Annotated in this window: 24 protein-coding genes; 5 read left to right on the plus strand and 19 right to left on the minus strand. The window is 69.0% G+C overall.

All coding sequences use genetic code 11. The features are described from left to right. Window positions 1–16: 16 nt before the first annotated feature. Genes F9C11_RS17215 through F9C11_RS17240 form a run of 6 tightly spaced genes read right to left on the minus strand, consistent with a single transcriptional unit; the run spans window position 17 to window position 5,844 of the window. On the minus strand, window positions 17–394 hold the full coding sequence (locus tag F9C11_RS17215) for a cobalamin B12-binding domain-containing protein (RefSeq protein WP_409185884.1): 378 nt from the start codon (window positions 392–394) through the stop codon (window positions 17–19). After that, complete coding sequence (locus tag F9C11_RS17220; protein ID WP_409185885.1) at window positions 391–1,944, minus strand: methylmalonyl-CoA mutase family protein; 1,554 nt, start codon at window positions 1,942–1,944, stop codon at window positions 391–393. Before F9C11_RS17220 ends, F9C11_RS17215 begins: the two co-directional genes overlap by 4 nt. Before the next feature lie 16 nt (window positions 1,945–1,960). Then, window positions 1,961–2,743, minus strand: coding sequence for an IclR family transcriptional regulator (locus F9C11_RS17225; protein ID WP_409185886.1), 783 nt, complete (start codon window positions 2,741–2,743; stop codon window positions 1,961–1,963). 37 nt (window positions 2,744–2,780) lie between these two features. After that, a complete protein-coding gene (locus F9C11_RS17230; RefSeq protein WP_409185887.1) occupies window positions 2,781–3,167 on the minus strand; it encodes a Zn-ribbon domain-containing OB-fold protein in 387 nt (128 codons plus the stop codon). After that, window positions 3,158–4,336, minus strand: a complete 1,179-nt coding sequence (locus tag F9C11_RS17235; RefSeq protein WP_409185888.1) for a thiolase family protein — start codon at window positions 4,334–4,336, stop codon at window positions 3,158–3,160. The genes F9C11_RS17230 and F9C11_RS17235 overlap by 10 nt, the downstream gene beginning before the upstream one ends. Beyond that, the gene (locus F9C11_RS17240) at window positions 4,333–5,844 is read right to left on the minus strand and encodes a class I adenylate-forming enzyme family protein (RefSeq protein WP_409185889.1); all 1,512 of its coding nucleotides are present in this window, start codon (window positions 5,842–5,844) and stop codon (window positions 4,333–4,335) included. Before F9C11_RS17240 ends, F9C11_RS17235 begins: the two co-directional genes overlap by 4 nt. Before the next feature lie 192 nt (window positions 5,845–6,036). On the opposite strand from F9C11_RS17240, the gene F9C11_RS17245 reads away from it, so the two are divergent. Further along, window positions 6,037–6,576: a hypothetical protein gene (locus tag F9C11_RS17245; protein WP_409185890.1), complete on the plus strand. Its 540-nt coding sequence runs from the start codon at window positions 6,037–6,039 to the stop codon at window positions 6,574–6,576. A gap of 91 nt (window positions 6,577–6,667) precedes the next feature. Here F9C11_RS17245 and F9C11_RS17250 read toward each other — a convergent pair whose 3' ends face one another. Beyond that, window positions 6,668–8,086 (minus strand): alpha/beta hydrolase family protein, encoded by a 1,419-nt coding sequence (locus F9C11_RS17250; RefSeq protein WP_409185891.1) that lies wholly within the window; start codon window positions 8,084–8,086, stop codon window positions 6,668–6,670. A 208-nt stretch (window positions 8,087–8,294) separates the two neighbouring features. Between F9C11_RS17250 and F9C11_RS17255 the strand changes: the two genes are divergently transcribed. The 3 genes from F9C11_RS17255 to F9C11_RS17265 are packed head-to-tail and all read left to right on the plus strand — an operon-like array spanning window position 8,295 to window position 10,864. Further along, a complete protein-coding gene (locus F9C11_RS17255) occupies window positions 8,295–9,392 on the plus strand; it encodes a sensor histidine kinase (RefSeq protein WP_409185892.1) in 1,098 nt (365 codons plus the stop codon). After that, complete coding sequence (locus F9C11_RS17260; RefSeq protein WP_409185893.1) at window positions 9,389–10,051, plus strand: response regulator; 663 nt, start codon at window positions 9,389–9,391, stop codon at window positions 10,049–10,051. Before F9C11_RS17255 ends, F9C11_RS17260 begins: the two co-directional genes overlap by 4 nt. A 27-nt stretch (window positions 10,052–10,078) precedes the next feature. Beyond that, window positions 10,079–10,864, plus strand: coding sequence for a hypothetical protein (locus F9C11_RS17265; protein WP_409185894.1), 786 nt, complete (start codon window positions 10,079–10,081; stop codon window positions 10,862–10,864). Between the two features lie 13 nt (window positions 10,865–10,877). Here the strand turns inward: F9C11_RS17265 and F9C11_RS17270 are convergent, their stop codons facing one another. Further along, on the minus strand, window positions 10,878–11,264 hold the full coding sequence (locus F9C11_RS17270; RefSeq protein ID WP_409185895.1) for a winged helix-turn-helix transcriptional regulator: 387 nt from the start codon (window positions 11,262–11,264) through the stop codon (window positions 10,878–10,880). Window positions 11,265–11,341: 77 nt separating this feature from the next. On the opposite strand from F9C11_RS17270, the gene F9C11_RS17275 reads away from it, so the two are divergent. Further along, entirely contained in the window at window positions 11,342–12,412 is a 1,071-nt protein-coding gene (locus F9C11_RS17275; RefSeq protein ID WP_409185896.1) for a DUF6670 family protein, read from the plus strand. On the opposite strand, the gene F9C11_RS17280 is transcribed toward F9C11_RS17275, so the two are convergent. The 11 genes from F9C11_RS17280 to F9C11_RS17330 form a co-directional block, all read right to left on the minus strand. Continuing rightward, entirely contained in the window at window positions 12,409–13,542 is a 1,134-nt protein-coding gene (locus F9C11_RS17280) for an MBL fold metallo-hydrolase (protein WP_409185897.1), read from the minus strand. The genes F9C11_RS17275 and F9C11_RS17280 overlap by 4 nt on opposite strands. A gap of 50 nt (window positions 13,543–13,592) precedes the next feature. Then, on the minus strand, window positions 13,593–14,324 hold the full coding sequence (locus F9C11_RS17285) for an alpha/beta fold hydrolase (protein ID WP_409185898.1): 732 nt from the start codon (window positions 14,322–14,324) through the stop codon (window positions 13,593–13,595). 190 nt (window positions 14,325–14,514) lie between these two features. Continuing rightward, window positions 14,515–15,429 carry a hypothetical protein gene (locus F9C11_RS17290; protein WP_409185899.1) on the minus strand — a complete coding sequence of 305 codons (915 nt, stop codon included), beginning with the start codon at window positions 15,427–15,429 and terminating at the stop codon, window positions 14,515–14,517. A 681-nt stretch (window positions 15,430–16,110) separates the two neighbouring features. Further along, on the minus strand, window positions 16,111–16,767 hold the full coding sequence (locus F9C11_RS17295; RefSeq protein ID WP_409185900.1) for a hypothetical protein: 657 nt from the start codon (window positions 16,765–16,767) through the stop codon (window positions 16,111–16,113). Window positions 16,768–16,938: 171 nt separating this feature from the next. Continuing rightward, window positions 16,939–17,868: a cyclase family protein gene (locus F9C11_RS17300; RefSeq protein ID WP_409185901.1), complete on the minus strand. Its 930-nt coding sequence runs from the start codon at window positions 17,866–17,868 to the stop codon at window positions 16,939–16,941. Then, entirely contained in the window at window positions 17,865–19,169 is a 1,305-nt protein-coding gene (locus F9C11_RS17305; protein ID WP_409185902.1) for an MFS transporter, read from the minus strand. Before F9C11_RS17305 ends, F9C11_RS17300 begins: the two co-directional genes overlap by 4 nt. A 4-nt stretch (window positions 19,170–19,173) precedes the next feature. Next, a complete protein-coding gene (locus F9C11_RS17310) occupies window positions 19,174–19,941 on the minus strand; it encodes an SDR family NAD(P)-dependent oxidoreductase (protein ID WP_409185903.1) in 768 nt (255 codons plus the stop codon). Window positions 19,942–20,037: 96 nt separating this feature from the next. Beyond that, window positions 20,038–20,892, minus strand: coding sequence for an enoyl-CoA hydratase (locus F9C11_RS17315; protein ID WP_409185904.1), 855 nt, complete (start codon window positions 20,890–20,892; stop codon window positions 20,038–20,040). 37 nt (window positions 20,893–20,929) lie between these two features. After that, window positions 20,930–21,610, minus strand: a complete 681-nt coding sequence (locus F9C11_RS17320; protein WP_409185905.1) for a GntR family transcriptional regulator — start codon at window positions 21,608–21,610, stop codon at window positions 20,930–20,932. 49 nt (window positions 21,611–21,659) lie between these two features. Continuing rightward, window positions 21,660–22,862, minus strand: a complete 1,203-nt coding sequence (locus tag F9C11_RS17325; RefSeq protein ID WP_409185906.1) for a CaiB/BaiF CoA transferase family protein — start codon at window positions 22,860–22,862, stop codon at window positions 21,660–21,662. Further along, on the minus strand, window positions 22,859–23,581 hold the full coding sequence (locus F9C11_RS17330) for an enoyl-CoA hydratase/isomerase family protein (RefSeq protein WP_409185907.1): 723 nt from the start codon (window positions 23,579–23,581) through the stop codon (window positions 22,859–22,861). Before F9C11_RS17330 ends, F9C11_RS17325 begins: the two co-directional genes overlap by 4 nt. Window positions 23,582–23,785 lie beyond the last annotated feature (204 nt).

A 23,785-nucleotide genomic window follows, 5' to 3' on the forward strand; every position in this document is an offset into this window, starting at 1 on the left:
TGGGCGGCGGAAGGCGTCAGGTCGCCTCTCGAAAGGCCTCGACGATCTCCTCCATCGACGCCCCGGGCCCGAAATGCCGGTGGACGCCCGCCGCCAGCATGCGGTCGATTTCGGCGGGCTCGTCGATGCCGCCGGCGAGGACCGGGACGTCGGAGCCCTCGCGGCGCAGCCCCTCGACGGTCAGCGACGCGAAGTGGCCGAGCCCGCCGCTGAGGCAGCTGAGCCCGATCGCGTCGGCGTCCTCCTGGACCGCGACCTGCACGATCGTCGCCGTCGCCACGCGTTTGCCCAGGTAGACGACCTCGAACCCGGCGTCGGCGAGGTGCTTGCCGATCAGCCGGACGCCGACGTCGTGGCCGTCGAGCCCGAGTTTCGCCAGCACTACGCGCTTCATCTCTCGAACCCTTCCCGGGTGGCGCCGACGATCTCGGCGGAGGTGGCGCCCGCCCGCAGCGCCTCGATGCCGGGCCGGACCAGGTTCTCGGTGCCCGCGGCCGCGGTCTCGACGGCCTTGAGCGCCCGGTCGGCCAGCGCGGTGTCGCGGTGCCGCTTGTGCTCGGTGATCCGTTCGACGGCCTCCCGCTCGACCTTGGCGAAATCGAGCTCGCCCGAACTCCTGCCCGCGAACCACTCCGCGCGGGTCTTGGCGTCGAACACGCCGTGGCCGACCATCAGCCGCTCGCCGGTTCTCAGTTGTTCCTGGCGGGCACCTCGGTTTTCGTCGATCCGGCCGGCGATATAGCCGTTCTCGATGGCTTCGAGCGGACCTCCGGCTTCGGCGAGCCGGTCGAGTTCGAGCCGGACTTCGCGCAGCACCTGCTCGTCCACGTCGCGCAGTTTGGCGCTGCCCGCGAGCGGGTCGATCGTCGTCAGCGTGCCGTGTTCGTACGCGACGACCTGCATCGTGCGCACGGCGAGCGCGGCGGCGTCGGCGGACGGGATGCGCAACGCCTCGTCGTAACCGGTGGCGCAGAGGTAATCGACGCCGCCGAGCATGGAACCGAGGACGCTGAGCGTCACGCGCGGGATGTTGACCAGCGGTTCGTCGGCGGATTCCAGCCCATGCGCGTAACCCATGAGTTTCGCGACCGGCTGCTCGGCGACCGGAATTCCGTAGCGGTCGCGCAGAATCTCGCTCCACAGGATGCGTGCGGTGCGGAAAACCGAGGCTTCCACGAACAAATCGCTGCGTTCGTTGAGGAAGAACATCAACTTCTCGGCGACGGCCGCGGGTTCGTAGCCGCGGCCGACCAGTTCGTCCAGGTACGCGATGGCGTTGCCGAAAGCGAAAGCGACCGCTAACAACGGTCCCGCGCCCGCGACGTCGTAATGGTTGGAGCAGACGGTCAGCGCCGCACCAGGCATTCCTTCGTCGATCGCGAACGCGACGCAGTCGGCGGCGATCCGCAGTGCTTGCGCGGGGGAGTGGATTTCGGTGCCGCGTGCGGTGAATTCCTTGAGCGGATCGTTTTGCATCACCAGCTTCACGTGCCGGGCGTCGCGATCGGACAGTACACTGTGGACCATCCCGAGCGCGACGTGCCCGAGCGAGTTCTGCAGCATGCCGAGGCTGTCGGCGGTCGCGAGGTCGAGCCGGGAGCAGATCGTGCCGAAATCGTCGAGCGTCGCGCACGACACTCCGGCCCGGCCGACTTGAGCGTGCGAAAGCTCGTGGTCGGGATCGAAGCCGAGCTGCGACGGAAGGTCCGCGGCCAGCAGGAACGATTCCGCGCCGACCTCCTGCAGCACGGCGAGCCGTTCCGCGGTCATCGCGGGCGAGCCGAGTCCGGAGTAGACCATGAAGCGCGGCCGGAACGGTCCAGGTTCGGCAATCCTGTTGTCGCTCCACGCTTTCAGCGCGGGCTCGGCAGCGGTCGGCTCGTACCGGATGCGAACCGGGACCCGGCCGTCGTTCGCCGTGGTGATGTCGTCGTGGTGGGGCACTGGGCCTCCGTCTCGTTCAGTCCACTTCGGATGCTCCGGACACCGTCGCCGAAATCCGCGCCGCGACTTCCCTGACGTGACGTTCGATCGCGGCGATTTTTTCTTTGCCGAGCCGGCCTTCCGGTCCGATGACGCTCAACGCCGCGAGTGCGAAACCGTTCGCGTCCGTGATCGGCGCGGTGACGCCGACCGCGCCCACCGCCCGTTCGCCGTGGCTGTGCGCGATGCCCTCGGCCGCGATCCGCGTCAGCTGGGCGCGCAGGGTTTCGAGGTCGGTGATCGTATTCGGCGTCGTGGGGTTGAGCGGAAGGTCCTTGAGCAGGCGCTCGCGCTCGGCCTCGGGCATGAACGCGAGCAGCGTCTTGCCCGCCGAACCGGTGTGGATGCCCTCCGAAACGCCGACGCCCGCGATGTAACGGATGAGGTGCGGGCTGGGCAGTTCCTTCACGCAAATGCGGGACCGGCCGGCACGCACGTGCACCGCGACAGTTTCCTCGGTGACGTCGCGCAGTTGCTCCAGCGCGTCGGTCGCCTCGAAGATGAAACCCGCATTGCCGTTGGAAATCGACGACATCAGGTGGAAGCAGCCGGGGCCGAGCCCGTAATGCCCGCTGGCCTGGTCCTGCACGACCATTCCCTTGGCGCGCAACGTGCTCAGCAGCCGGTAGGTCGTCGGCTTCGACAGCGAGACGACCTCGGCCACGTCGCCGAGCGTCAGCGGGCTGTGCCCGAGCGCGAACAGGATGTCGATCGCCCGGCTCACCGCGCGGACCGTGGAGCCGTCGGGGGTTTCAGTCACTGGCCACCTCTGCGTTTTGTCGAGTGAGGTCACCGTATCAACCAGCGAAACGCTCGGGCTCGAACCAGTAGCGCGGCGTCCCGCCGATCCGCACGCGCACGGCCATCCCGGCTTCGGGTGCGGACCCGCCGGTCCGGACCTGGCCGAACACCATCGGCCCGCCGTCGTCGAGGGCGATCTGGCCGAGCGTGTACGGCGCGGGCAGCCCTGGCCGGGGGACGTGCACGGTCGTGTAGGTGAGCAGCACGCCGGTCGCCGCGAACGCGTGCTCCGCCGGCGCGGCCGTCCCGCATCGGTGACAGACCGCGCGCGCCGGGAACGAGGCCGCGCCGCATCGCCCGCAACGGCTGCCGACGAGCGCGTGCCCGTTGTCGCGCGGCCGTTCGCCGGTGGCCGGAACCTTCAAGGCGGCGTTCAGTCCCATTGGTCGGTCCTCTCCAGCAGATGTACGCACGAGACGGCTGATTCGCCCTCCAGCCAGCCGCCGTTGTTGTGGGCGAGACCGATGCGCGGCTGCCGTGTCTGCCGTCCGGTGGCCTCGCCGCGCAACTGCCAGGTCAGCTCGGCGATCTGCGCCAGCCCGGTCGCCCCGACCGCGTGGCCGCGCGACGACAGCCCGCCGCTGGGATTGACCGGACGGGCGCCGTCGAGCTGGGTCGTGCCGCTGGCGAGCAGCGCGCCGGCGTCGCCTGGACTGCAGAAGCCGAGCTGCTCGTAGGCGATGAGTTCGGCAGGAGCCATCGCGTCGTGTACCTCGGCGACGTCGATGTCCTCGGGGCCGAACCCCGCCTCCGCGTAGGCCGCTGCCGCACACAGCTCGGTCAGAGATGGCTCGTCCCCGGTGGTGGTATATCCAGTTGCCGCCTGTGCTGCTCTAATCCGGACGGTCGGTCTCTCTGTCGCCGGAACCGCCCCACGCCGGGCGACCACGACCGCCGCCGCGCCGTCGCAGATCGAACTGCACATGAGCAAGGTCAACGGGTCAGCGATGGGCCGCGACGCCAGCACTTCCTCCGGGCTGACGATTTTCCGGTGCTGGGCATACGGATTGCGCTCGCCGTTGGCGTGGCTCTTCACCGAAACCGCGACCAGATCGTCCATGGTGAGCCTGCCCGCCGCGATGAGCTTGCGCAGCCGCATCCCGTAAACCGCGGTGAACTGCAGCCCGATCCCGGACACCACGTCGAGATCGCCCGCCGACTCCAGCGCCGCGAGCGTCCGAGACCGGTCCTCCACGAACATCTTCTCCACGCCCGCGACCAACACGACGTCCGCCGATCCGGCGCGGATCGCGAGGACCGCCTGCCGCAACGCGGTGGACCCGCTCGCACAGGCGTTCTCGACATTCGTCACCGGAACCCGCTCGATCCCGATCTCGCGCAGCACCGACTGCCCGCGGATCATCTCCTGGCCCTGCAACAGTCCCGCCATCGCGTTGGCCGCGTAGACCGCGTCGACGTCACGCACCTCGAGCCCCGCGTCCACCAGCGCGGATACGCACGCGACCCGGTTGAGATCTTTCAACGAGGAGTTGAGATAACGTCCGAAGGGATGCATCCCGACGCCTAAGATCTCAATGTCGTCGACGCTCATTCCAGCCCTCCGATCAGCCTGTCCCGCAGTTCCACCCGGTCGACCTTCCCGTAGGGGGTGCGCGGAATGGCGTCCCAGATCTCCAGCCGCCGCGGCGTGCGAATCCCCAGCCGGGGACGGACGAACTCGATCAACTCCTGACTGGACGCGACCTGGGCGTCCCCCAACCGGACCACCGCGGTGACCGCGTCGCCCCACCGCGGGTCCGGCAGCCCGAGCACCACTGCCTCGCTCACCGCCGCGTGCGCGGACAGTTCGTTTTCCACCTCGCGCGGCGCGATGTTGTACCCGCCAGAGTTGATCATTTCGTCATTGCGCCCCTGCAGGTGAATGAACCCGCGCTCGTCGGCCCTCGCGAGATCCTTGGTGCGCAGCCATCCGTCGGCCAGCACCGCTGCCGTCGCCTCGGGTTTGCGGTGGTATCCGGTCATCACATGCGACCCGCGCACGTAGACCTCCCCGATCTCGCCCGCCCGCGCGACCCGCCCGTCCTCGGTGCGCACCTCAACCGCCACCGATTTCCACGGCCTGCCCGCGGATTGCCTGGCCTGCGGGTCGAGATGATCGGTCTTGCTGAGGCAGGTAATCGTCATCGGCGCTTCGGACTGCCCGTAGTCCTGCACCAACGTCGGCCCGAACCGGTCGAGCGCGCGCTCCAGGACCGGCAACGCGACGCTGGACGCGCCGTAGACGATTGTCTCGAACCCCCACTCGCCGCGCGCCGCGTCCAGCAATGGTTCGAGCATCGCCGGAACCGCTTTGAGTGTCCGGAAATGCTCTTCGCGGGACCGGCGCCACACCTCGTCGGGATCGAACTTCGGCAGGACATGCACGCCAGCGCCGCTGATCAAATACGGCAACACGAAATACCCCGACGCGTGCGAAACGGCCTGGGTGAGCAAAATCCTTTCCCCTTCGCGGACCGGTGCCAGCTCCAGCAGCAAGTTCAACGCCACCTCGCGCAATGCCCGATGCGACAGCACGACTCCCTTGGGCCGCCCAGTTGTCCCGGAGGTGTAGGAAATCCACGCCGCCCCTTCGGGATCGCTGTCCCGCAACACTGGCCCGCTTCGTGCGCTGGCGATCAGCATCTCGTACGAGTGCTGGAAGCTGGCATCGTCCTCGAACGGAATCACCGCGATCCCGAACTCCTCGGCCAGCGCGTGCGCCTCGGCGGCGAATTTCGGGGCGAAGAAGAGCGCACGGAGTCCGGAATCCTCGGCTACGTAACGGAAATCCTCCAGATGCAGCCTCGCGTTGAGTGCCACGCGAACCCGTCGCCCGAGCGCCAGAGCACAATCGGTCTCGACGAATTCGGTGCGGTTGTCGGACAGGATCCCGACACTCGCGCCTTCCGGAACGCCGAGCGCGTCCATCGCATTGGCCAGCCGCTCCGCGCGGTCGAGAAGCTCGCCGAAGGTGCGCGCCGTGCGCCCGTCGTCGACTGCCGTAAGACCCCGATGCGCGGCCCCGGCCCGACGGAGCAAGTAGGCGGTGTCGAGAACCATCCGAGCGGCCTCCCCTTGCTGAAGGGTGTTTCATCTGGTGACAAGAACGTATTGTCTGATGAAACACTGTGTCAAGGGGGGTGCTGCCGGGGAGCCGCTTGCTTCGCTGCGCTGCCCGGCCGCGCCTCGTCCGGACAGCGGTATCCTCAGCGGCGCGGCGGGAGCGCGGCTCTGACGACTGACGAGGACACGGTGCACGGCGAGATCAGGCGCAGCAGATTCATCAATGTGTTCGCCGCTTTCGTCGTAGTGTTCCTCAGCGCCGGAGTCCCGGCCGTCTACGACGTCGGAGGGTTGCCTCCGCTGGGGGTTTCCCTGCCGCTGGCCGCAGTGCTGCTCGAAGTGATCCGCCGCAGCGGCTTGCGACCCCGAATCGCCTGGGACGGGCATGAGGTGGAGGTCGTGTACGCGGTCGGGTCGCTGAAAGTTCCTTGGAAACAGGTCTATTTCGTCCGCGAGCGCGGAAACCAGATTGAAATTGGGCTGGAAAACAGCAGTATCCGGTGGGAGTTCGACCATCTTTGGCTGCTGTCCAAGATTTCCCGCCGCTACCGTTCACGCGCCGGGAAGAACGAACGTCGGTTGTCCGCTGCGTTGGAGCACAGCCGTGCGGTCCGTGACACGGAGGTCGAGGGGCGAGGAAGACGTATTGATCGGTCGTTGTGGGTTTTCGTGCTGTATCCGTTGACGGTCCCGCTCACGTTGTGGCTCAAGGCTGCCAGTCTGGCCTGACCAGGCCGAACTGGACGATCAAGTCGTGGCAGGTCGGCTGTCCGTGGAGGAGAGCTGGCGAGCGCTGAAGGTTTCGCGGAACAAAGCTCACTCAGCGATTGTGCCCCGGAGAAAAAACGCGCACCTCCCCATACCCCGCCAGAACCCCCGCCACATCACCAGACCCGTTACGCAGAACCGAATCCAAGAACACCAGAGTGGCAGCCGCGACCACGTGCGGGCTCTCGGCCCGGCCCAGCGAACCGGTTATCGAAGGCACCGGCGGCAAGTACAGCGGACCGTCGGTGAAGGTGAGGTGTGCGGCGCCCGGGAGGGTGAGGCGGTAGTTCGTCGCTGTCCCGCGGGCTAGCACCTCGGTGAGCTGGGGCAGGTAACGAGGGTCGGTGGCCGGGGTGACGGCCTGGGTGAGTGCGAGCGTCGGCTGGTCCAGTGCGGGCGACAGGGGGCCGCGCGGGTAGCCGTCCAGATCGACGACCGCGGCGATCCGGTGGTCCTGTCTGGCCGCTTGCAGTGCGGCGGCACCGCCCATGGAGTGGCCGGTCGCGGCGACCCGGCTGGTGTCCAGGCGTCCGGCCAGCGGATCGGAGCCGCCTTGGTTGAGGGCTTCCAGTTGGGTCAGCGCGAAGCTGAGGTCGGCGGCCCGGATCGCGGTCCAGGTTTCGCCAAGGCGGTTGTCCTCGTCCCGGTCTCCGGTGGAGACGGTCGCGGTGGTGATCGTCCGGCCGTCGGCGAGCACGACGGCGGCGGAGTCGTACGGGTGGTCTAGCGCGGCGACCACGTAGCCGTGGCTGGCGAGTTCCTCCGCCCACGCGGTGTTCTGCGTACGCACGCCGCTCGACCCCGGCGAGAACAGCACGATCGGAAACCGTCCGCCTTCGCTGGCCGCCGGGGCGTCGGGAATCGCGTGGGTGCGGGCGCGCGGGACATCGTCCAGCAGGAAACCCGGCAGGCCGACTCCGCGGGCGAGTGCTTCGGCGACCGTGCGTGCTTCGTCCGTCGTGCGTCCGAGGTACTGCGCACGCGGTGCGTCAGCACTGTCTCGCGCGGGGTACCAGAGCTGGGCGACGACCGTGCGCCGGTCCTGCGGATCGGCGGTGAAGGTCTCGGGGCGGTTCGGGTCGGTCCACTGCAGCACGCGGGTGCCGACCGCGAAGCCGCCGGAGGGCGCGGGGAAGCCGGGGACGGGGAAGGCCCACGCGGTCACGGGGCCGGTGGCGATCAGGGCGAAGCAGGCCAGCGATCCCGGCAGCGCCAAGCGGATCCGCCGAGGACGGTTTCGCGCCAACGGAAGGAAGGCGAGCATGGCGCCTGCCAGCACCGGCAGCAGCTGCCAGCGGATCCCGGTCACGGCGAGCGCGATCGCGGACGGCAGGAACACCACTCCCGCGGCGATGGCGCCGCGCCGGCGTGCCAGGGCGGGCAGCCAGCGCGCTACCACCAGCGTGACGGCGCTGAGCAGGGTCAGGATTTCCAGCAGGGACAGGTTCAGTCCCGGGATGATCTCGGTCACCGGGCCATGTTCGGCCGCGGGCCCGCGCGGCCGCATCGCTCTCTGGACCCGATCTCGATGCCGTCTCCAGTGGCAATCGAACCCCGGAACCAGCGGCCGGAGTGCGACCGCAGGAGGTGTCGGGACTCCTTCCGCGGTCGCAATCCGGCTCGCCGCGGTCAGCCCGCAGGCTCATGTGCGCGGCGGGTCGGCGGCCTACGATCGCGCTGTGAGGACCGAGCGGCGCTGGGCGTCCCGGCTGCCGCCGACAGTGTGGGACTCGCTGCTGCCCGTGCTTCTGCTGCTCAACGTCTTGACCATGTGGGCGCCTGCGGAGTTGCCGGTGGCCGCCGCGCTCACCGTCGCACTCGCGTTGCCCTTGGCCTGGCGGCGCCGGGCCCCGCTCACCGTGTTCGGTGCGGTGGCGGCTGCGGCTTTCGTCCAGTGGTGGGCGGGCGTGCAGTTGCCCGCGGACGTCGCTCTGCTGGTGGCTCTCTACACAGTGGCCGCGAACTCCGGCAAGCGCGCCACCCTCGCCGCAGTCGTCGTCGCCGAAATCGGGGCCGTCCTCGCCTGCCTGCGCTGGGCGACAGACGGCGGGTTCCTGACCCCGTTCGTCGCGCTCACCGCGATGGTCGCCGCCGCGGCCGCCCTCGGGAGGAACAACCGGACCACCCGTGCGTACCTGGAAGCAGCGCGGGAACGGGCAGTTGCCGAGGAGCGAGCCCGGATCACGAGGGAGATGCACGACATCGTCACCCACAACCTGTCCGTCATGGTCGCGCTCGCCGATGCCGCCGGTTACGCGCAGCCGTCGTCCGGCAAAGCCGCCGCCGCGATGCTCCAGGTCGCCGAAACCGGCCGGCAGGCGCTGACCGACATGCGGCGTTCGCTCGGCGTCCTGCGAGCCGACGAACCGGACGCTGCGCGGCACCCACTGCCCGGCATCGCGCAGCTGGAGTCCCTCGCGGACCAGATGTGCGCCGCCGGGCTCCCGACCGAACTCGACCTCCACGGCGACCACGCGCAGCTCCCCGCGACCGCGCAACTGACCGTCTATCGCCTGGTACAGGAAGCCTTGACGAACACCCTCAAACACACTCCCGCCGGTACGCACGCGAAGGTCCGGATCAAATGCACTGCCGAGACCGTCACGGTGGACGTCACCGACGCCGGCCCGCCGACCTCTGCGATCACCCGTTTCGGCAACGGCATCACCGGAATGCGCGAGCGCGCGGCCGCCTACCGGGGAACGGTGCAGGCCGGCCCGCTTCCCGGCGGCGGCTGGGGAGTGCATACCTGCCTCGACTTGACGGCGTCCGCATGACGATCCGCATCCTGATCGCCGACGACGAAGCGTTGCTGCGCATGGCATTCAGCATGGTTCTGGACGCGCAGCCGGACCTGGAGCCGATCGGCGAAGCGGGGAACGGCGCCGACGCCGTCCGCCTCGCCGTCGAGCTGCGCCCCGACGTCGTCCTCATGGACGTCCGCATGCCCGGGACCGACGGAATCGAGGCGACCCGCCAGATCCTCCGGAACTGCCCGCACACCAGGGTCCTGATCCTCACCACCTTCGACCTGGACGAGTACGCCTTCGCCGGGCTCAAAGCCGGGGCCTCGGGCTTCCTGCTCAAGAACACCCGGCCCGAGGAACTGCTCGCCGCGATCCGCACCGTGGCTGCCGGCGACGCGGTCGTCTCGCCGCGCGTCATCCGCCGGCTGCTGGAGAAATTCCGCCCGCACCTCCCGGACCCCGCCGCCACCGCCCCCGACGAGCGGCTGAGTCGGCTCAGTTCCCGGGAACGCGAGGTGCTCGTCCAGGTCGGCGCCGGCCGGTCCAACGCCGAGATCGCCGCCGCCCTGCACCTCGCCGAGGCGACCGTGAAGTCCCACCTGGGGCGAATCCTGCAGAAGCTCGAACTCCGCGACCGGGTCCAGGCCGTGATCTTCGCCTACGAAAGCCGCCTCATCCGCCCTTCGTGACCTTCGGCGGCCGGTATGGTCGAACCGGTGGGGGAGATTTCGTGGCCGGCCATGCTCTGGATCGGCGGCGCTCCGGGATCCGGCAAGTCCACGATCGCGTGGCTGGCGAGCCGGCATCTCGACCTGCCACTGCACCCAGTGGACCTGTGGACCTACGACCACCAGGAGCGGCTCCCCGCGGCGAGCACGACACTCGACGAGGAACTCGCGCGAGGCCCCGAGCACGCCGCGGCCGCATTCGTCGCGACCGCGCACGCGCGCCTGCCGCTCGTCCTCTCCGACGTGCGCGCCCGAGCCGCGGATCCCGTGCCGGTCCTGGTCGAGGGGCCGCAGCTGATGCCGTCGATGGCCGCCCCGCTGCCCGTCGGAAGCGCGGTGTTCCTCCTTCCCACGCCGGGGCGCACCCGTGCGGCGCGCGCGTCTCGGTCGGACGCTGGCCCGGAGCGTCTCGAACGCCTCGTCGCCCGCGACACCGTGCTCGCCGACCGGGTCCGCGGCGAGGCCGCCGCCGCCGGTCGTCCGGTGATCGAGGTGCCCGAGAACCCGGACTGGTCAGCGACGTACGACGCCGTGTGCTCCGCTCTCGAACCCGGCATCGCGGGCAAGCTCGCTCCAGGACGCGAACTGGCGGAGCAGCGAGCCTTCGAAAACGACGCCGCGGCGCGGCAAGGACGGCTCTGGGCAAAGGCCACCGGGCGCGACGTGATTCCCGGCAGCACTACCGCGCCCTACCGCTGGGCCTGCGAATGCGGAGCCAGCGGCTGCACCGGCCGCAGCCCGCTCGGCACGCTGCCGCCGCGTCCGGCGCGATGAAGCCGCGCGCCGGTCACATCAGTCCGTCCTTCTCCGGCGGATGGCCGAGGGCGAAGGTGCTGACTCCGAGGTGCCTGGCCCAGTTGTGCGACCAGGCCTTGAGCGGCGCGAGGGCGTAGAGGAGTTCGAGACCGATCGGGGTGAGCGTGTACTTGCCGTCCGCGGCGGTTTCGGTGACGCCCGCGCCGGCCAGTTCCCGCAGGCGCGTGCTGAGCACGCTGGAGGAGATGTCCGGCAGAGCCCGCCGCAGATCTCGAAATCCAACCGGTTCGGTGCGCAGCTGCCACAGGATGACGATGGCCCAGCGCCGCCCGAGGAGATCGAAAGCCGCCATGAGCGGCTGTCCAGTCTTGGACCCGCGGACGGGCTGGCCCGGGATCGGCGGTCTTGCTTCGCTCACGGGCTCACTATACGGTGGTTCGAAAATCGAACCACGCGCACGCGGTCCGCCGCGGGCGCGAAAGAAGGGCGGAACGGATGGGCGGAGCAGTTCGCCGTCGCTCGGCGGCGGCGTTGATCGCGGCGGCACGCCGGTTCCTCAACGGGGGAGCGGAGACCGACGCGCCCTTCCCGCACCGCGAATTCCTGCGTCCGCACACGACCGGGCGCAGATACACCGCGGCGCATTGGAACGTGGTCATCCCGGATCTGCCCGCGCCGCACCGTTTCCTGGGATGCGCGACCCTCGTCGGCCGCCCGGGAATGCGCGCGTTCGACATCGACCACGCGGTCGCCGGGTCGCCGCGCACCACCCTGACTCTCGCGGTCGGCACGGCGGCGACCGCGCCGGACTGGTTTTCCGCCTACCACGTCTTCGACGATTGCGATCTGCTCCCCGACGGTTCCCGGCTCCGCGTCGCCGACGTGCTGACCATCGCCGGACGGTTCCCCTCTTATCGGATACAGATCCGCCGGCCGGATTTCGCCCTCGACCTCGAGGCCGAATGCGCCGACCGGATCACCCGGTTCATTCGCAGCCCGGTTTACGACCATCTCGGATACCCGGCGACCTACCGGGGAACGCTGCGCTGGCACGGCGAATCCCGCCCCGTCGAAGGGCTGTTGTCGTTGGAATACGCACGGGTCAGTTCGACCACCGCGATCGCCGACCGCCCGGTTCCCCGCGCGCTGAAAATGCCGATCGACGTCTTCACCTGGCAGGTGATCAAACTCGGGCCGCGCACCCTGCTGATGCTGGCGGGCATGGGAATGGGTGGCCGGATGGCGCCGGCCGCCTACCTGAAGGACCTCGACGGCGAAGACCGGCGGCAGGTCCGGGGAGTGCGCCTGGACGTGCTCGAATACCACGACGAACCGGTGATCGCCCCGGACGGCGCCCGGACCAGGCTGCCGCGCCGGTTCCGCTGGTTCATTCCGGCGGGTTCGGGTTCGCCCACCGAATTGTCCGTCGTCACCGATTCCCACGTGATCTACGGCTTGGGTCGAGGCTGGCTCGGGGGAATGGACTACGAGGGGACCCACAACGGCCAACCCGTTGCCGGGACCGGGTATTACGAGTACGTCGGGCTGGCTCGAAACGTCGGTTAAGCCACGATGATCCGTTGCAGGTCTTCGCCCACGGTTACCCGGCCGCCGTATCCGCGCTGAGCCCATTTCCTCCACTGTGCCGGATTGATCCGGGAGCCGTTCGCACTGCCCAAATGCGTGAGCACGAGGTGCTTGGCTTCGGCGCTTTCCGCGATTCCGCCGACTTTCTGCACTTCCACATGGGACTCCAGCAGGTGGTCGCGGAACACCGGGGAGAGGTTCATGCCTTCGAGGTTGATGGCCTCGTGGAGCAGCAGATCCGAACCCTTGGCGAGGGTGACGAGGTTGTCGCTGTAGGTGGTGTCGCCGGAGAACGTCACCGAGCCGTACCGGGTGTCGAAACGGAAGGCGAAGGAGGGGAACACCGGCCCGTGGGGAACGAGCGTCGCGGTGACCCGGACCCGTTCGTCCTCCAGCACCAGGAACGGCCGCATCGCCGGGTGGGTGCGGCGGAAGCTGGCTCCCACCTCGGGAAGCGCGATCTCGCGGACGTCGGCGAGCGTCCGGATGTCCGCGATTCCCATGTCCCGCAGGAAAACGTTGCTGCTGTAGGCGTAGGCGTCGTGACAGCGCCGCGTCAGGTCAGCGGTTCCCGGCGTGGGATGCTCCGGGGAGACCGTGGGCGCCTCGCCGCCCCCGAACTTCGGCGGCAGGCCGCCGGCCGGTCCCGGCCCGTACACCTTGACCGGCCGCGCCACGTTGTCCCCGCCGTAGACCGGCACGCTGCCGCCGAGAAGGAAGAAGTCGTAGTAATCGGCGACATGGTCGGCGTGCAGATGGGTGAGGAAAATGGCTTCGAGCGACCGGAATTTCAACCCGGCCCGCACGAACTGGGTGGTCGCGCCCCGGCCGCAGTCGACAAGGTAGGTGCGCCCGTCCACCACCAGCGCCGTGGCGATCCCGCTGCGGTCCGACGACACGGGCGGCCCGGCCTGGGTGCCCAACAGGATCACCTCCAGCCGGGACCGCACGGGCGAAGCGACCGACGCCGCCGCGGCCTGCGTCGCGGGACCGCCGGCGGCGGCCACGCCGAGCGAAGCGGCGAGGGCGCCCACCCCGCCGATCAGCGAGCGGCGGGTGACCGAAGCGGAAGCGGCAGCAGCCGCCGTCGAACCAGGGACAGGACACATAGGACGCTCCGGGGAGAGGATCTGCGACGGGCAACTGCCGGTGCGGTCGTTCAGTCGCGGCCGGCCTCGATGATCTTTGCCGCCAAGGCATCCGGCTGAGTGAAGAGAACTTCGTGACTGCCGGGCATCTGCACGATCCGGCACAGCCCGAGGCGGGAGGAAAAGCGCGGGTGCCACGCGTACTCGCCGTGCGGCATCGCGATGTCCTCGGTGCAGTTGAGGTAGGAACACCGCAGCCGGCCCGCCGCGATCAACTCGTGGAACTTCGCCAGGTCCAGTTTGTCCTCCAGCATGGAAACCGGAGTGGGGCACAACGTTTCGAACGCGGCGCGGGCCGTTGGCTCGTCGGCGTCGTTGAGGAACGCTTCGCGCCAGACCGGCCACGGCAGGGAGAACCTGCCGTCCACCGCCGAGCCGCGCACCATTTCCCGGTAGCTGGCCGGCGATTCGTCATTGATGCTGTTTCCGTTTTCGAGCACGAAGGCGTTCCAGAACACCAGCCTGCGGATGCGTTCCGGCATCGCCTCGGCCACCTTGGAAATGATCGTGCCGCCGAAACTGTGGCCGACCAGGACGAAGTCGTGCAGGCCGCGGTCGGCGACGTAACGCACGATCGAATCGACCCCGTCGGCATGGGTCACGTCCGGGTCCGCGCCCTCGCCGAATCCCGCGACGGTGGGGGTGTGCACCGTGTGACCGACCCGCCGCAGCCGGTCGGCGATCGGTTCCCAGTGGTCGCCGGTGTGCCAGGCGCCGTGGACGAGGACGTACGGTGCGGTCACGGAAGGTACCCTTTCGCCGTTGAAATGTGCGCGGCACCAGCATGTGGCGCGGGCCAGATGCGTGTCCAATGCCCATTGCGGTCGTCTCGATGCCGAGCCAGGCATAGCCAGTCCGGCCGTCCACAGTGGAGCCGTCGCGAATCGGCCCCGGCTGCCGAGAAGGCGACCGGGGCCGACGCGCGCACTGCGGTCAGGAACAGCGCCAGGTGTACGGACGGAAAGTTTGGTCGGCGTTCATGCGCGCCCCGCCCACCGTGCCGTCGTCGCCGACCCGGGACGGAAGGTCGAGCTTGAGGTCGCCGAAGTTCGACACCCAGGCACCCTGCCGCCACACGCCGTAGCCGGTGCCGTTGAGGTCGTTGCCGCCGTGCGCCTCGTCGATCCGGCCGGTGATCAGGCCGTCGCGATTGAGGTCGAAGTCCGGGTTGCCGTTGGACAGGTTGTAGCTCGAGTTGGGCAGCACGTGCGCGGCGCCCTGCTGGTCCCAGTAGACGCCGACGTTCTTGCCGTTGTACGTGGCGTGGCCGACTACGCGGCCGTTGGAGAACGCTGTGCCGTCGGGAAACCGCAGGCCCGGCAGCGTGCCGAGGCGGGTGATCGTGCCTGCCCGCCAGATCGCGAGACCGGAGTCGCGCAGCAACAACACCGACCCGTCCTCGTCGACCGCCTGAGGCGAGGTGGGATCCGGAGCCAGCCCCGGGAGCGTGGTGACGGCGCCCGGCTGCGCGGCAGGCCACCGCACCACCGTGGTCAGGCCGCTGCTGTCGCCCCAGACGTAGCCGGTGATGTCGCCCGCGTCATTGATGCCGAGCGCGGCGGCCTTGGTGTTGCTGCCCAGCTTCGGCAGTTCTTCGAGCACGCCGCCCCGAGAGCGGAACGCGGTGCTCACGGACACCCCGGGAAAGCTGACCCGCGCAGTCCCGACAATCGTGCCCGCGCGGTTCTCGTCGGCCACTTCGTAGTCGGTCAAGGTGCCGATCCGGGGGAACACGGAGTAGGAGCCGTTCTTCCAGGTAATGGCCCGCAAACCGTCGGCGGTCTCGGCGGTGCCGGCGAAGCCGCCCTGGTGATCGGTCGCAGTCGGCAGCCCACCTTGGCCCGGCACAGGAAGTGCCGTGGGATGCCAGGTGCAGCCCGCAGCGGCGGATGCGGCTGGGGTTGGGAGGAGCAAGGCTGCGGTGAGCAGAAATGCGCTGCTTAGTAATCGGTATCTGGGCACGTTTCCCTCCAATGGTGGTGAGCGACCAAGGATCGCGTTCAGCGCCGTTGGAGGGGGAGTTGATAGGGGTGTGTTCGGGTGATCAGGGGCTCTCGCCCGCTTCCGTTCTCAACTCACGGCCTCGGCCTGACGACGACGCGATGACGGCTTGCGAGGGGATCGTCACAGGGCGAGATCCGCCTCCTGGCAATAGGATGCCGGTGAATTTCTCTCGATTTGGTCTTGCCCTGGCCGGTAGCGCTGGTGTGCTGGTCGTCGCGGTCAGCGGATGTTCCGAACCGACGCGGGGGACGGCAGCCCGATACATGCTGACGCCGGCGCAGCTGTCCGCGTTGCAGCTGAGCCATCCTGAGACGGACAAGGCATCCAGCTCCGTCGGTTGCGGGTGGCGGTTCAGCGACGGATACACGGCTGTCAGCGCGACGTTTCTGACCACGGTGAAGAACGGCCTGACGAACGCCTACCGGTGCCGCTCGACGAGGTGGAGGTCGAGGGACGGCAGATCGGCGATTTCGACGGGATCCCGAGGCACCATCGGTCGGCATCCACGCGGACCAGACCACGTCGTCATGGTGGTGGGAGGACGTCCGCGACGTCGGCGACCTGCTTGAGGAACGCGTCGGAGGGGTGGCCCGTGATCGGGTCTGTTTCGGCGATGACGACCAGCTTCCCGTCCAGCCGTGACCGGTAGTGCTTTCCGGTGAACCGAAAGCCGTTCGCTTCGAGAATCTCCGTTCCGAAGGGGGTGACGTCACCGGATCCGTAGGTGTCTTCCAATGTGCGGAGCTGTGCGGCTGATTCGGCCGACGGCATTGTCACCCAGCTGACCGATCCGGCGATCGTGTTACCGCTGCTGTCCTGCACGACGAACAGCAGCTGATCGAGCTTCTTGCACGGGTGGCGAAGGAAGAACTGCTGAACCTGACCGTACGATTGCACGGCGCAGCGCAGATCTTTCTCGACTTTCTTCCTGGCTTCCTTGAGAGCCAGCCGTCGCCATGCCTCGGTGCGGTTGCCCTTTCGTGCGGCCTTCTTGCTGTTGGCCATGTCCGTGTCGGACACGCTCTTGGTCGTCGCGGCGTCGAGTCCGGCGCCGACCGAAGTGACTGCGTCTCCGCCGCTTGCCGCCGCCACGGCTGTTGCCAAGGCGGCCGCGGCGAATACGCCGCCTGTTTTGATCCATTTTCCGTCGGGGCCTCTGGGCTGGTTCGGGTCGAAAGGCACGTGCTGCGCTCCTGAGCCGGGTCGGGCGACGGCTCGACTTTGCCGGACCAGAAGCTGGCCGAAAACCGCGCGGACGAGAATCACCTGATCGGCTCAATGCCCGCAGTCCTGTCGTGGCGAGTTCGATCTTCAGATGAAGAATGCCGGCCCGATCGCTCCTGACGGAGCCGGTCACCTGATGGCGACCGGGTTCACCGGCGACCCCGCGGCTCGGTGCACGCGCAACGGCGCGGCCACGTAGAAAAACTCATATCGCCGGTCGGCAGCACACGCGGACGCGAGCCTTTCGAGATCGCACAGTTCGGCGAACACCACTCCCAGATTGCGCATCAGCGAGCAGTGCAACGGCAACGCGCAGCCGCTGCGCCGGTCGACCGGGGGTTCGTTCGCGAAGGTGTCCGTGACGAGGTTCGGGATTTCCTTGTCCTGGAACCAGTCGAGCAGGGCGAAGGTGAACTCCAGTCCCGGATCGTTGCGCTGCCTTGGGGTTCGGGACAGGTAATTGGTGCGCAGAACGAGGATGTCGTGCCGCTCGATCACCGTTCCTTGCGACTCGGCGCAGGCTTCGAGGTCGTGGTGGTCGAACAGTTCGCCCGGATCGAGACTGGGTTTCCCGCGCCACCGCGGCAGGTCCAGGAGCACGCCCCGGCCGGCGACGCCGCGGCGGGCGATGGGGTCGATGCCCGCTTTGCGCAGGCCGCCGACGGTGGTGCGGGCGTCGTATCCGTTCCACAGCCTGCCGTCGTACCAGACGTGGCCGAGGGCGTCGTATTGCGTCGAACCCTGAAGGTAGGCGTCGATTTTGTCGTCGGCGTAGTGCAGGCCGCCGGGAAAGGCCGGCCCGGTGCCGCCGGGGTCCCAGGACGATTCGTCGACGGTCATGGTGTGCCGGGCGGGGGTCCGGCTCGGGGACACCGGGTCGCCGTCCGGATCGCCGATGAGGCGTTGCAGCACAATGGTTTCGCCGGTTTTGATCTCGGCCGCGCCGCGCAGGACTTCTTGCCTGGTCAGGTAGTTCAGCGCGCCGACCTCGTCGTCTGGCCCCCAGCGTCCCCAGTTGTCCGGGCTGCCCGCGAGGAGTTCTCCGATGCCGATAGTCATGCGACGCTCGCTCGTTCCGGGGCCAGCAGGTCGGTTCCGCGGGTTTCCCGGCCGAAGCGCACCGCGATCAGCGTGACGATCGCGGCGAACGCGATGTACCCGGAGACAGCGTAGGCGTTGTTGCCGGCGGCGGTGTACAGCGCGACGGCGATCACTGGGGCGAAGCCGGCGCCGATGATGGAGGTGACGTTGTAGGTCACGCCGATTCCGGAGTACCGGATGTTGGCCGGGTAGAGCTCCGCCAGGTAAGTGCCGATGATCGCGTAGGAGGTCTCCACCACGCCGCAGTGCAGGAGCACGATCGCGAGGATCACCAGCACCGGGTTCCGGGTGTTCAGCAGGGAGAAATAGGGGACGGCGAGCACGATCGCCAGGATCGCCGAGCCCGCGAACACCGGTCTGCGCCCGATCCGGTCGGCGAGGCGGCCCGCGAGCGGCATGACGATCGTCGAGCACGCCGCCGACACCGCGACGGCGGTGGTCGACAGCCACGGCGGCATGCCGAGAGTCGTGGTGACGTAGGAAACCGTGTAGGTCAGGACCAGGTAGGCGAGGACGTCGTTGCAGAACCGGACGCCGATCCCGAGCAGCAGACTGCCCTTGTGCCGCCGGAGAAGCTCGGCGAACGGGGCCCGCACGAGAAGGTCGCGCCGCCGCGCTTCCTCGAACACGTGCGATTCGCCGATCCGCGTGCGCAGGTACAGCCCGACGCCGAGCAGCGCGGCGCTCAGCCAGAACGGGATCCGCCAGCCCCACCCCAGGAACTGGTCCTCGGGAAGCAGCGCGAGCAGGCTGAAGACCACGGTCGCCGCCAGCAGGCCGACCGAGTTCCCGACGTTCGGCCAGGTGCCGTAGAAGGCCCGGCGTTCCCGGGGCGCGATCTCGACGGTCATGCTCATCGCCCCGGCGTACTCGCCGGAGACGCCGAGCCCCTGAACGGTCCGGAGCACGACCAGCAGCGCCGGGGCCCAGGTCCCGATCCGGTCGGCGGTCGGCAGGCAGCCGATCGCGATCGTGCTGAGCCCCATGATGACCAACGTGGAGACGAGCACTTTCCGGCGGCCGAGCCGGTCGCCGAAATGCCCCCAGACCGCGGCGCCGACGGGCCGGACGACGAAGGCGCTCGCGAAGGTGAGGAAGGACGCGATGGTGGCGGTCGCGCCGTGCAGGGCGGGGAAGAACAGCTTGGGGAACACGAGGGCCGCGGCGGTGCCGTAAATGAAGTAGTCGTACCACTCGAGCATGTTTCCCGCGGACGCGGCGAGGATGACGCGGCGGGGAGCAAGTTCAGGGCCGGTCACGGTTTCACGCTCCGTTCGGGCGGCCGGTCACCCAGATGACCTGGCCGGTGACGTGCCGGGCGTCCTCGGACGCGAGGAAGGAAATGACCCCGGCGAGGTCTTCGGGCTGGGCGACACGCGGCAGGGCGTTGCGCCGGATCTGCTCGGCTTTGATGTCCTCGTACGGAATTCCCGCTGTTTCGGCGAGGTGGTGCGTGAGCGGGCTTTCGACGTGGCCCGGGCCGACGGCGTTGACCGTGATGTCGAAGCGGCCGAGGTCGAGCGCCAGCGAACGCGTCAGGCCCATCACCCCGGCTTTCGCTGCCGCGTAGTGGACGAATCCGCGTTCGGTGCCGATGGCGGCTTGCGAGGTGAGGTTGACGATGCGGCCGGACCTCCGGCGCACCATCGATTCCTGTGCCGCGCGGGCGAAGTAAAAACTGCCGGAAAGGTTCACGTCCAGCATGCGCTGCCATTCGGCGTTCGTGAGCCGGTGGACGAGGTGGGTCGAATGGATTCCGGCGTTGTTCACCAGGACGCTGATTTCGCCCAGTTCCGCAACGATCCGGCGGACGGTGGCGTCGACCGCTTCCGAGTCGGTGACGTCGACGGTGAACGGCTCCGCGATGCCGCCGTCGCGCCGGACCCGCGCGGCGGTCTCTGCCGCGGCGTCGCCGTTCCGGTCGGCTACCGCGACGCTCGCGCCTTCCGCGGCGAAACGGTGCACGCACGCGGATCCGATTCCGCTGCCGCCGCCGGTCACGATGACGACTTGGCCGGTAAAACGTTGCACGGTGGTTTCCTGTTCTGCGAAGGCGCGGGTATTCCGGGCAGGCGGAATACCCGCGCGAAAGGCACGGTGGGATTCGGGTGCGCCAGAAAAAGAGAGTCAGGCCTTGGGCTGCCCGGCGAGCGCCCGCCGGACCACGTCCGGCGAGCCGCCGCCGTTCATGTCGCCCATGACCTCGGCGTTGTGCGCGTGGGCGAGCTGGTGCAGGCCGAAGACCGAGTCGGTTCCGCTGCGTTTGCCCATGAGGTCTTCGCATTGGTTGACCGCTTGCTTCGCCAGCGCCAGGCCGAGGCGCGGCCGCTGCGCGATCCGTCCGGCGAGTTCCCGCGCCGCGGCCGTCAGCTGTTCGCGCGGCACGACATGGTTGACCATGCCCATGCGGTGGGCGTCGGCCGCGCTGAGCCGCTGGGACGTGAAGAGGAATTCCTTGGCCTGCCGCGGCCCGAGTTCCCAGGGGTGCGCGAAGATCTCGACCCCGGGAATCCCGAAATCTACGGCGGCGTCGGCGAAGAAGGCGTCCTCGCTGGCGATGATGAGGTCGCAGGACCAGGCGACCATCAGGCCGCCCATGATGCAGGCGCCCTGCACCGCGGCGATGGTCGGCTTCGGCAGGTCGCGCCAGCGCCGGCACAGGCCCACATACAGCTCGCATTCGCGGGCGAACCGGTTTTCGGCCCCGGTTTTGCCGACGTGGTCCCACCACAGCGAACGGCGGTCGAACGTGACGTCGCGGTCGCTGGCCGGGCCGAGGTCGTGGCCGGAGGAGAAGTGCGGTCCGGCTCCGGCGACGATCGCGACGGCCGCGTCGTCGTCGGAAGCGAACTTTTCGAATGCCGCGTCGAGGGCGTAGAGGAGCTTGCCGTTCTGTGCGTTGCGCACTTCGGGGCGGTTGAGCGTGATGGTGGCGATCTTGCCGTCGCGTTCGTAGAGCACGAGGTCGCGTTCGGTCGTCATGTGCTTTTCAGCTCCCGGTTTCGTGCGCGCCCGGGCGTCACCTGGAGTCGAGCACGCCGCGGACGGCGGCGATCCCCCGTTCCAGGTGGGCGGCGGCGAGCAGCTCGGATTTCGCGGCGTCGCGGTGCCAGAGCGCGTCCATGATGGCTCGGTGCTCGCCGATCGCGAGCTCGAGTTCGGCTGGGGGGTAGCGGGTGAGGATGCGCGGGAAAATGGTGAACGGGCGGAACCGGTCGAGTACCTCGACCAGCGAGGCGTTCCCGCAGTAGGTGACGATGGTCCAGTGGAACCGCTGGTTGAGGTCCAGCAGTTCGTCCATGGCGGAGGCGGCGGAGGGGAGGACCTTCTCCATCCGGTCCTGAAGCGTTTCGAGGGCGCGGAATTGCTCGCCGGTCATCCGGTGCGCGGCCAGGCTCACGGCGAACGGCTCCAGCTTGCCGCGGATGGCGAGCACCTCGGACACTTTGGCCCAGAGGTCGGCGACCACCCGGCTGCCGTTCGGCCGGACCTCCACGAGCCCTTCGGCGGCGAGGCGGGCGAGCGCTTCGCGGACCGGCGTCCGGCTGACGCCGAGCATCTCGCCGACGCGGTTCTCGGCCAGCCGGTCGCCCCGCTGGAACTTCCCCGCCATCAGCATGGCGCGCAGCGATTCGTAGGCGCTGTCTCCGAGACTGCCCCCGTCCTCGCCGGGTAGTTCCGGATGTGCCGTTCCTGCCACTGGTCATCGCCCCGTCTGCCGAATTCGCGTGCGCACGTCCTCCGATATGCTAAGTCGCTCTCGAGCCGCCGCCGGGACTCGGGGAGCCCGGCGTTTCCCCGGCGACAGGCGAACCGAAAACCGGTTCGCTGTCGTGCTCGCCGAGCCGCGGGGGAGCGCGGAACACTTCGGCGGCACCGGTTTTGACCGGGTTGCCCACCATCCTGGCGCTGCTCCCGTCGGGCAGCTCGACGGTCACCACCATGTGCCGGCGCTCCACACTGGGCAGGGCGAACGCTTCGTCGACCGTCTGCACCAGGGCGACCGGAACGTCGTTGGCCCGGAACTCGGCGATCCACTGCGCCGAGTCCCGGCTGCGGAACTTCTTCGCGAGAATCGCCTCGAGCGCGTCGCGGTTGCGCTGCCGGGCGCCGAGTTCCGCGTAGTCCGGATCGGTCAGCAGCCACTCCTCGCCGATCGCGCGGCAATAGCCCGCCCACCACCGGGGCAGGGCGCTGGGGGTGGCGTAGACGTAGCGCCCGTCGGCGCATTCGAAGGCCTGGCTGGGCGGAAGCGTCGGATGCCGGGTGCCCATGCGCTGGTAGACCACGTCGTGCGACAGGTAGTCCTGCGCCTGCCAGACCAGGAGACTGAGCTGGGCGTCCAGCAGCGAGACCTCCACGTGGCGGCCTTTCCCGTCCGCGAGCCGGCCGTGCACCCCGGCGAGGATGGCGATCGCGGCCCACAACCCGCCCGCGGTGTCGCCGATCTGGTACCCGACCCGCGCCGGGGGACCGTCCGGGTCGCCGGTCAGGCTCATCACTCCGCTCAGCGCCTGCACCAGGCTGTCGACGGCGGGGAACTGGGCGTACGGGCCCTCGCTGTCGAATCCGCAGACCGAGCACAGCACGAGCGCCGGATTGCGCTCGTGGAGCACCTCGTAGGAAATCCCGAGCCGCTCCAGCACGCCCGGCCGGAAGTTGTGGCACACCACGTCCGCTGTCTCGACCAGCCGGAGGAACCGTTCCCGGCCCGCTTCGGACTTGAGGTCGGCCACGATGCTGCGCTTGTTCCGGTTGACGCTGAAGAAGAAGGTGCTCATCCCGTCGATTTCGTACGGCGGGAGGGTGCGCACCGGGTCCCCTGACGGGGGCTCGACCTTGACGACGTCCGCGCCGAGGTCGCCGAGGATCATCGTGGCGAACGGGCCGGCCAGGAAATGCGACAGGTCGAGAATTTTCAGCCCGCGCAGCGGGGGAGCGAGGCCGGTCACCGGTTTCCCTTCAGGTCGGCCGGGGTGAGGTTCCCGGCGAGCAGCCGTTGATTCCCGGGGAGGCGCGCGGCCCGCCACCGTGCCTGTTCGGCGGCTTCGCCCGGCCCGCGCGGGAGCGTGGCGAGCACCCCTTCCTTGAGGTAGCGCACGACGTCCTGGTCGGCGGCGGCGATCTCCGCGGCCCATTCCTTGGCCGTCGCCAGCGCTGCGCCCTCTTCGGCGATCGCGTTGACCAGCCCGGCCCGGTACAGCTCTTCGGCGGTCGTCACCCGGCCCAGCAGCAGGATCTCCATCGCGATCTTGTGCGGGATCTTGGCGGCGAGCCCGGTGGCCATGCCCCGGGACAGCCCGAGCCGCGCCTCGGGGTACCGGAACCGCGACGAGGCCGTGGCGACGCAGAGATCGGCCTGCTGCAGAAGGATCATCCCGGCGCCGATGCACCAGCCGTCGACCGCGAGGACGATCGGTTTCGTCGTGGTGACGCCCAGATTCGGCGCCCAGCCGGAATCCCGCGGCGGGTCGGTCACGTCGACGCCCGCGGTGAAGGCTCCCGCCGCGCCGGTCAGCACCGCGACGGAGTCCGGGCCCTCGTCGAACCGGCGCCACGCCTCCTCCAGCGCGGTGGCGGCGGCCTGGTCGATGGCATTCAGCTTGCCGGGACGTTCGAGGGTGATGACGGCGATCCCGTCGCCGGATTCGTAGCGCACCGGTCCGTCCACTGCCCAACTCCCTTCGTTCGGTGAGCGATCGGTATACATCCTGGGCATACGGTATACCGATTGGCAAGGGGAACTTCGCACCTGGCTCTCCGGAACGGTGCCGCTCGTCGACCTGGCCACGTCGACTCCGGTCGGATATCCCCTGCAAGACCGGCAGCTGCCGGGGTTCGGGGAGGGTGGAGTCGGCCCTCGGCGGTTGACGGG

It is taken from the genome of Amycolatopsis sp. VS8301801F10 (assembly GCF_046195355.1).
In the GTDB taxonomy this organism is placed as follows: Bacteria; Actinomycetota; Actinomycetes; order Mycobacteriales; family Pseudonocardiaceae; genus Amycolatopsis.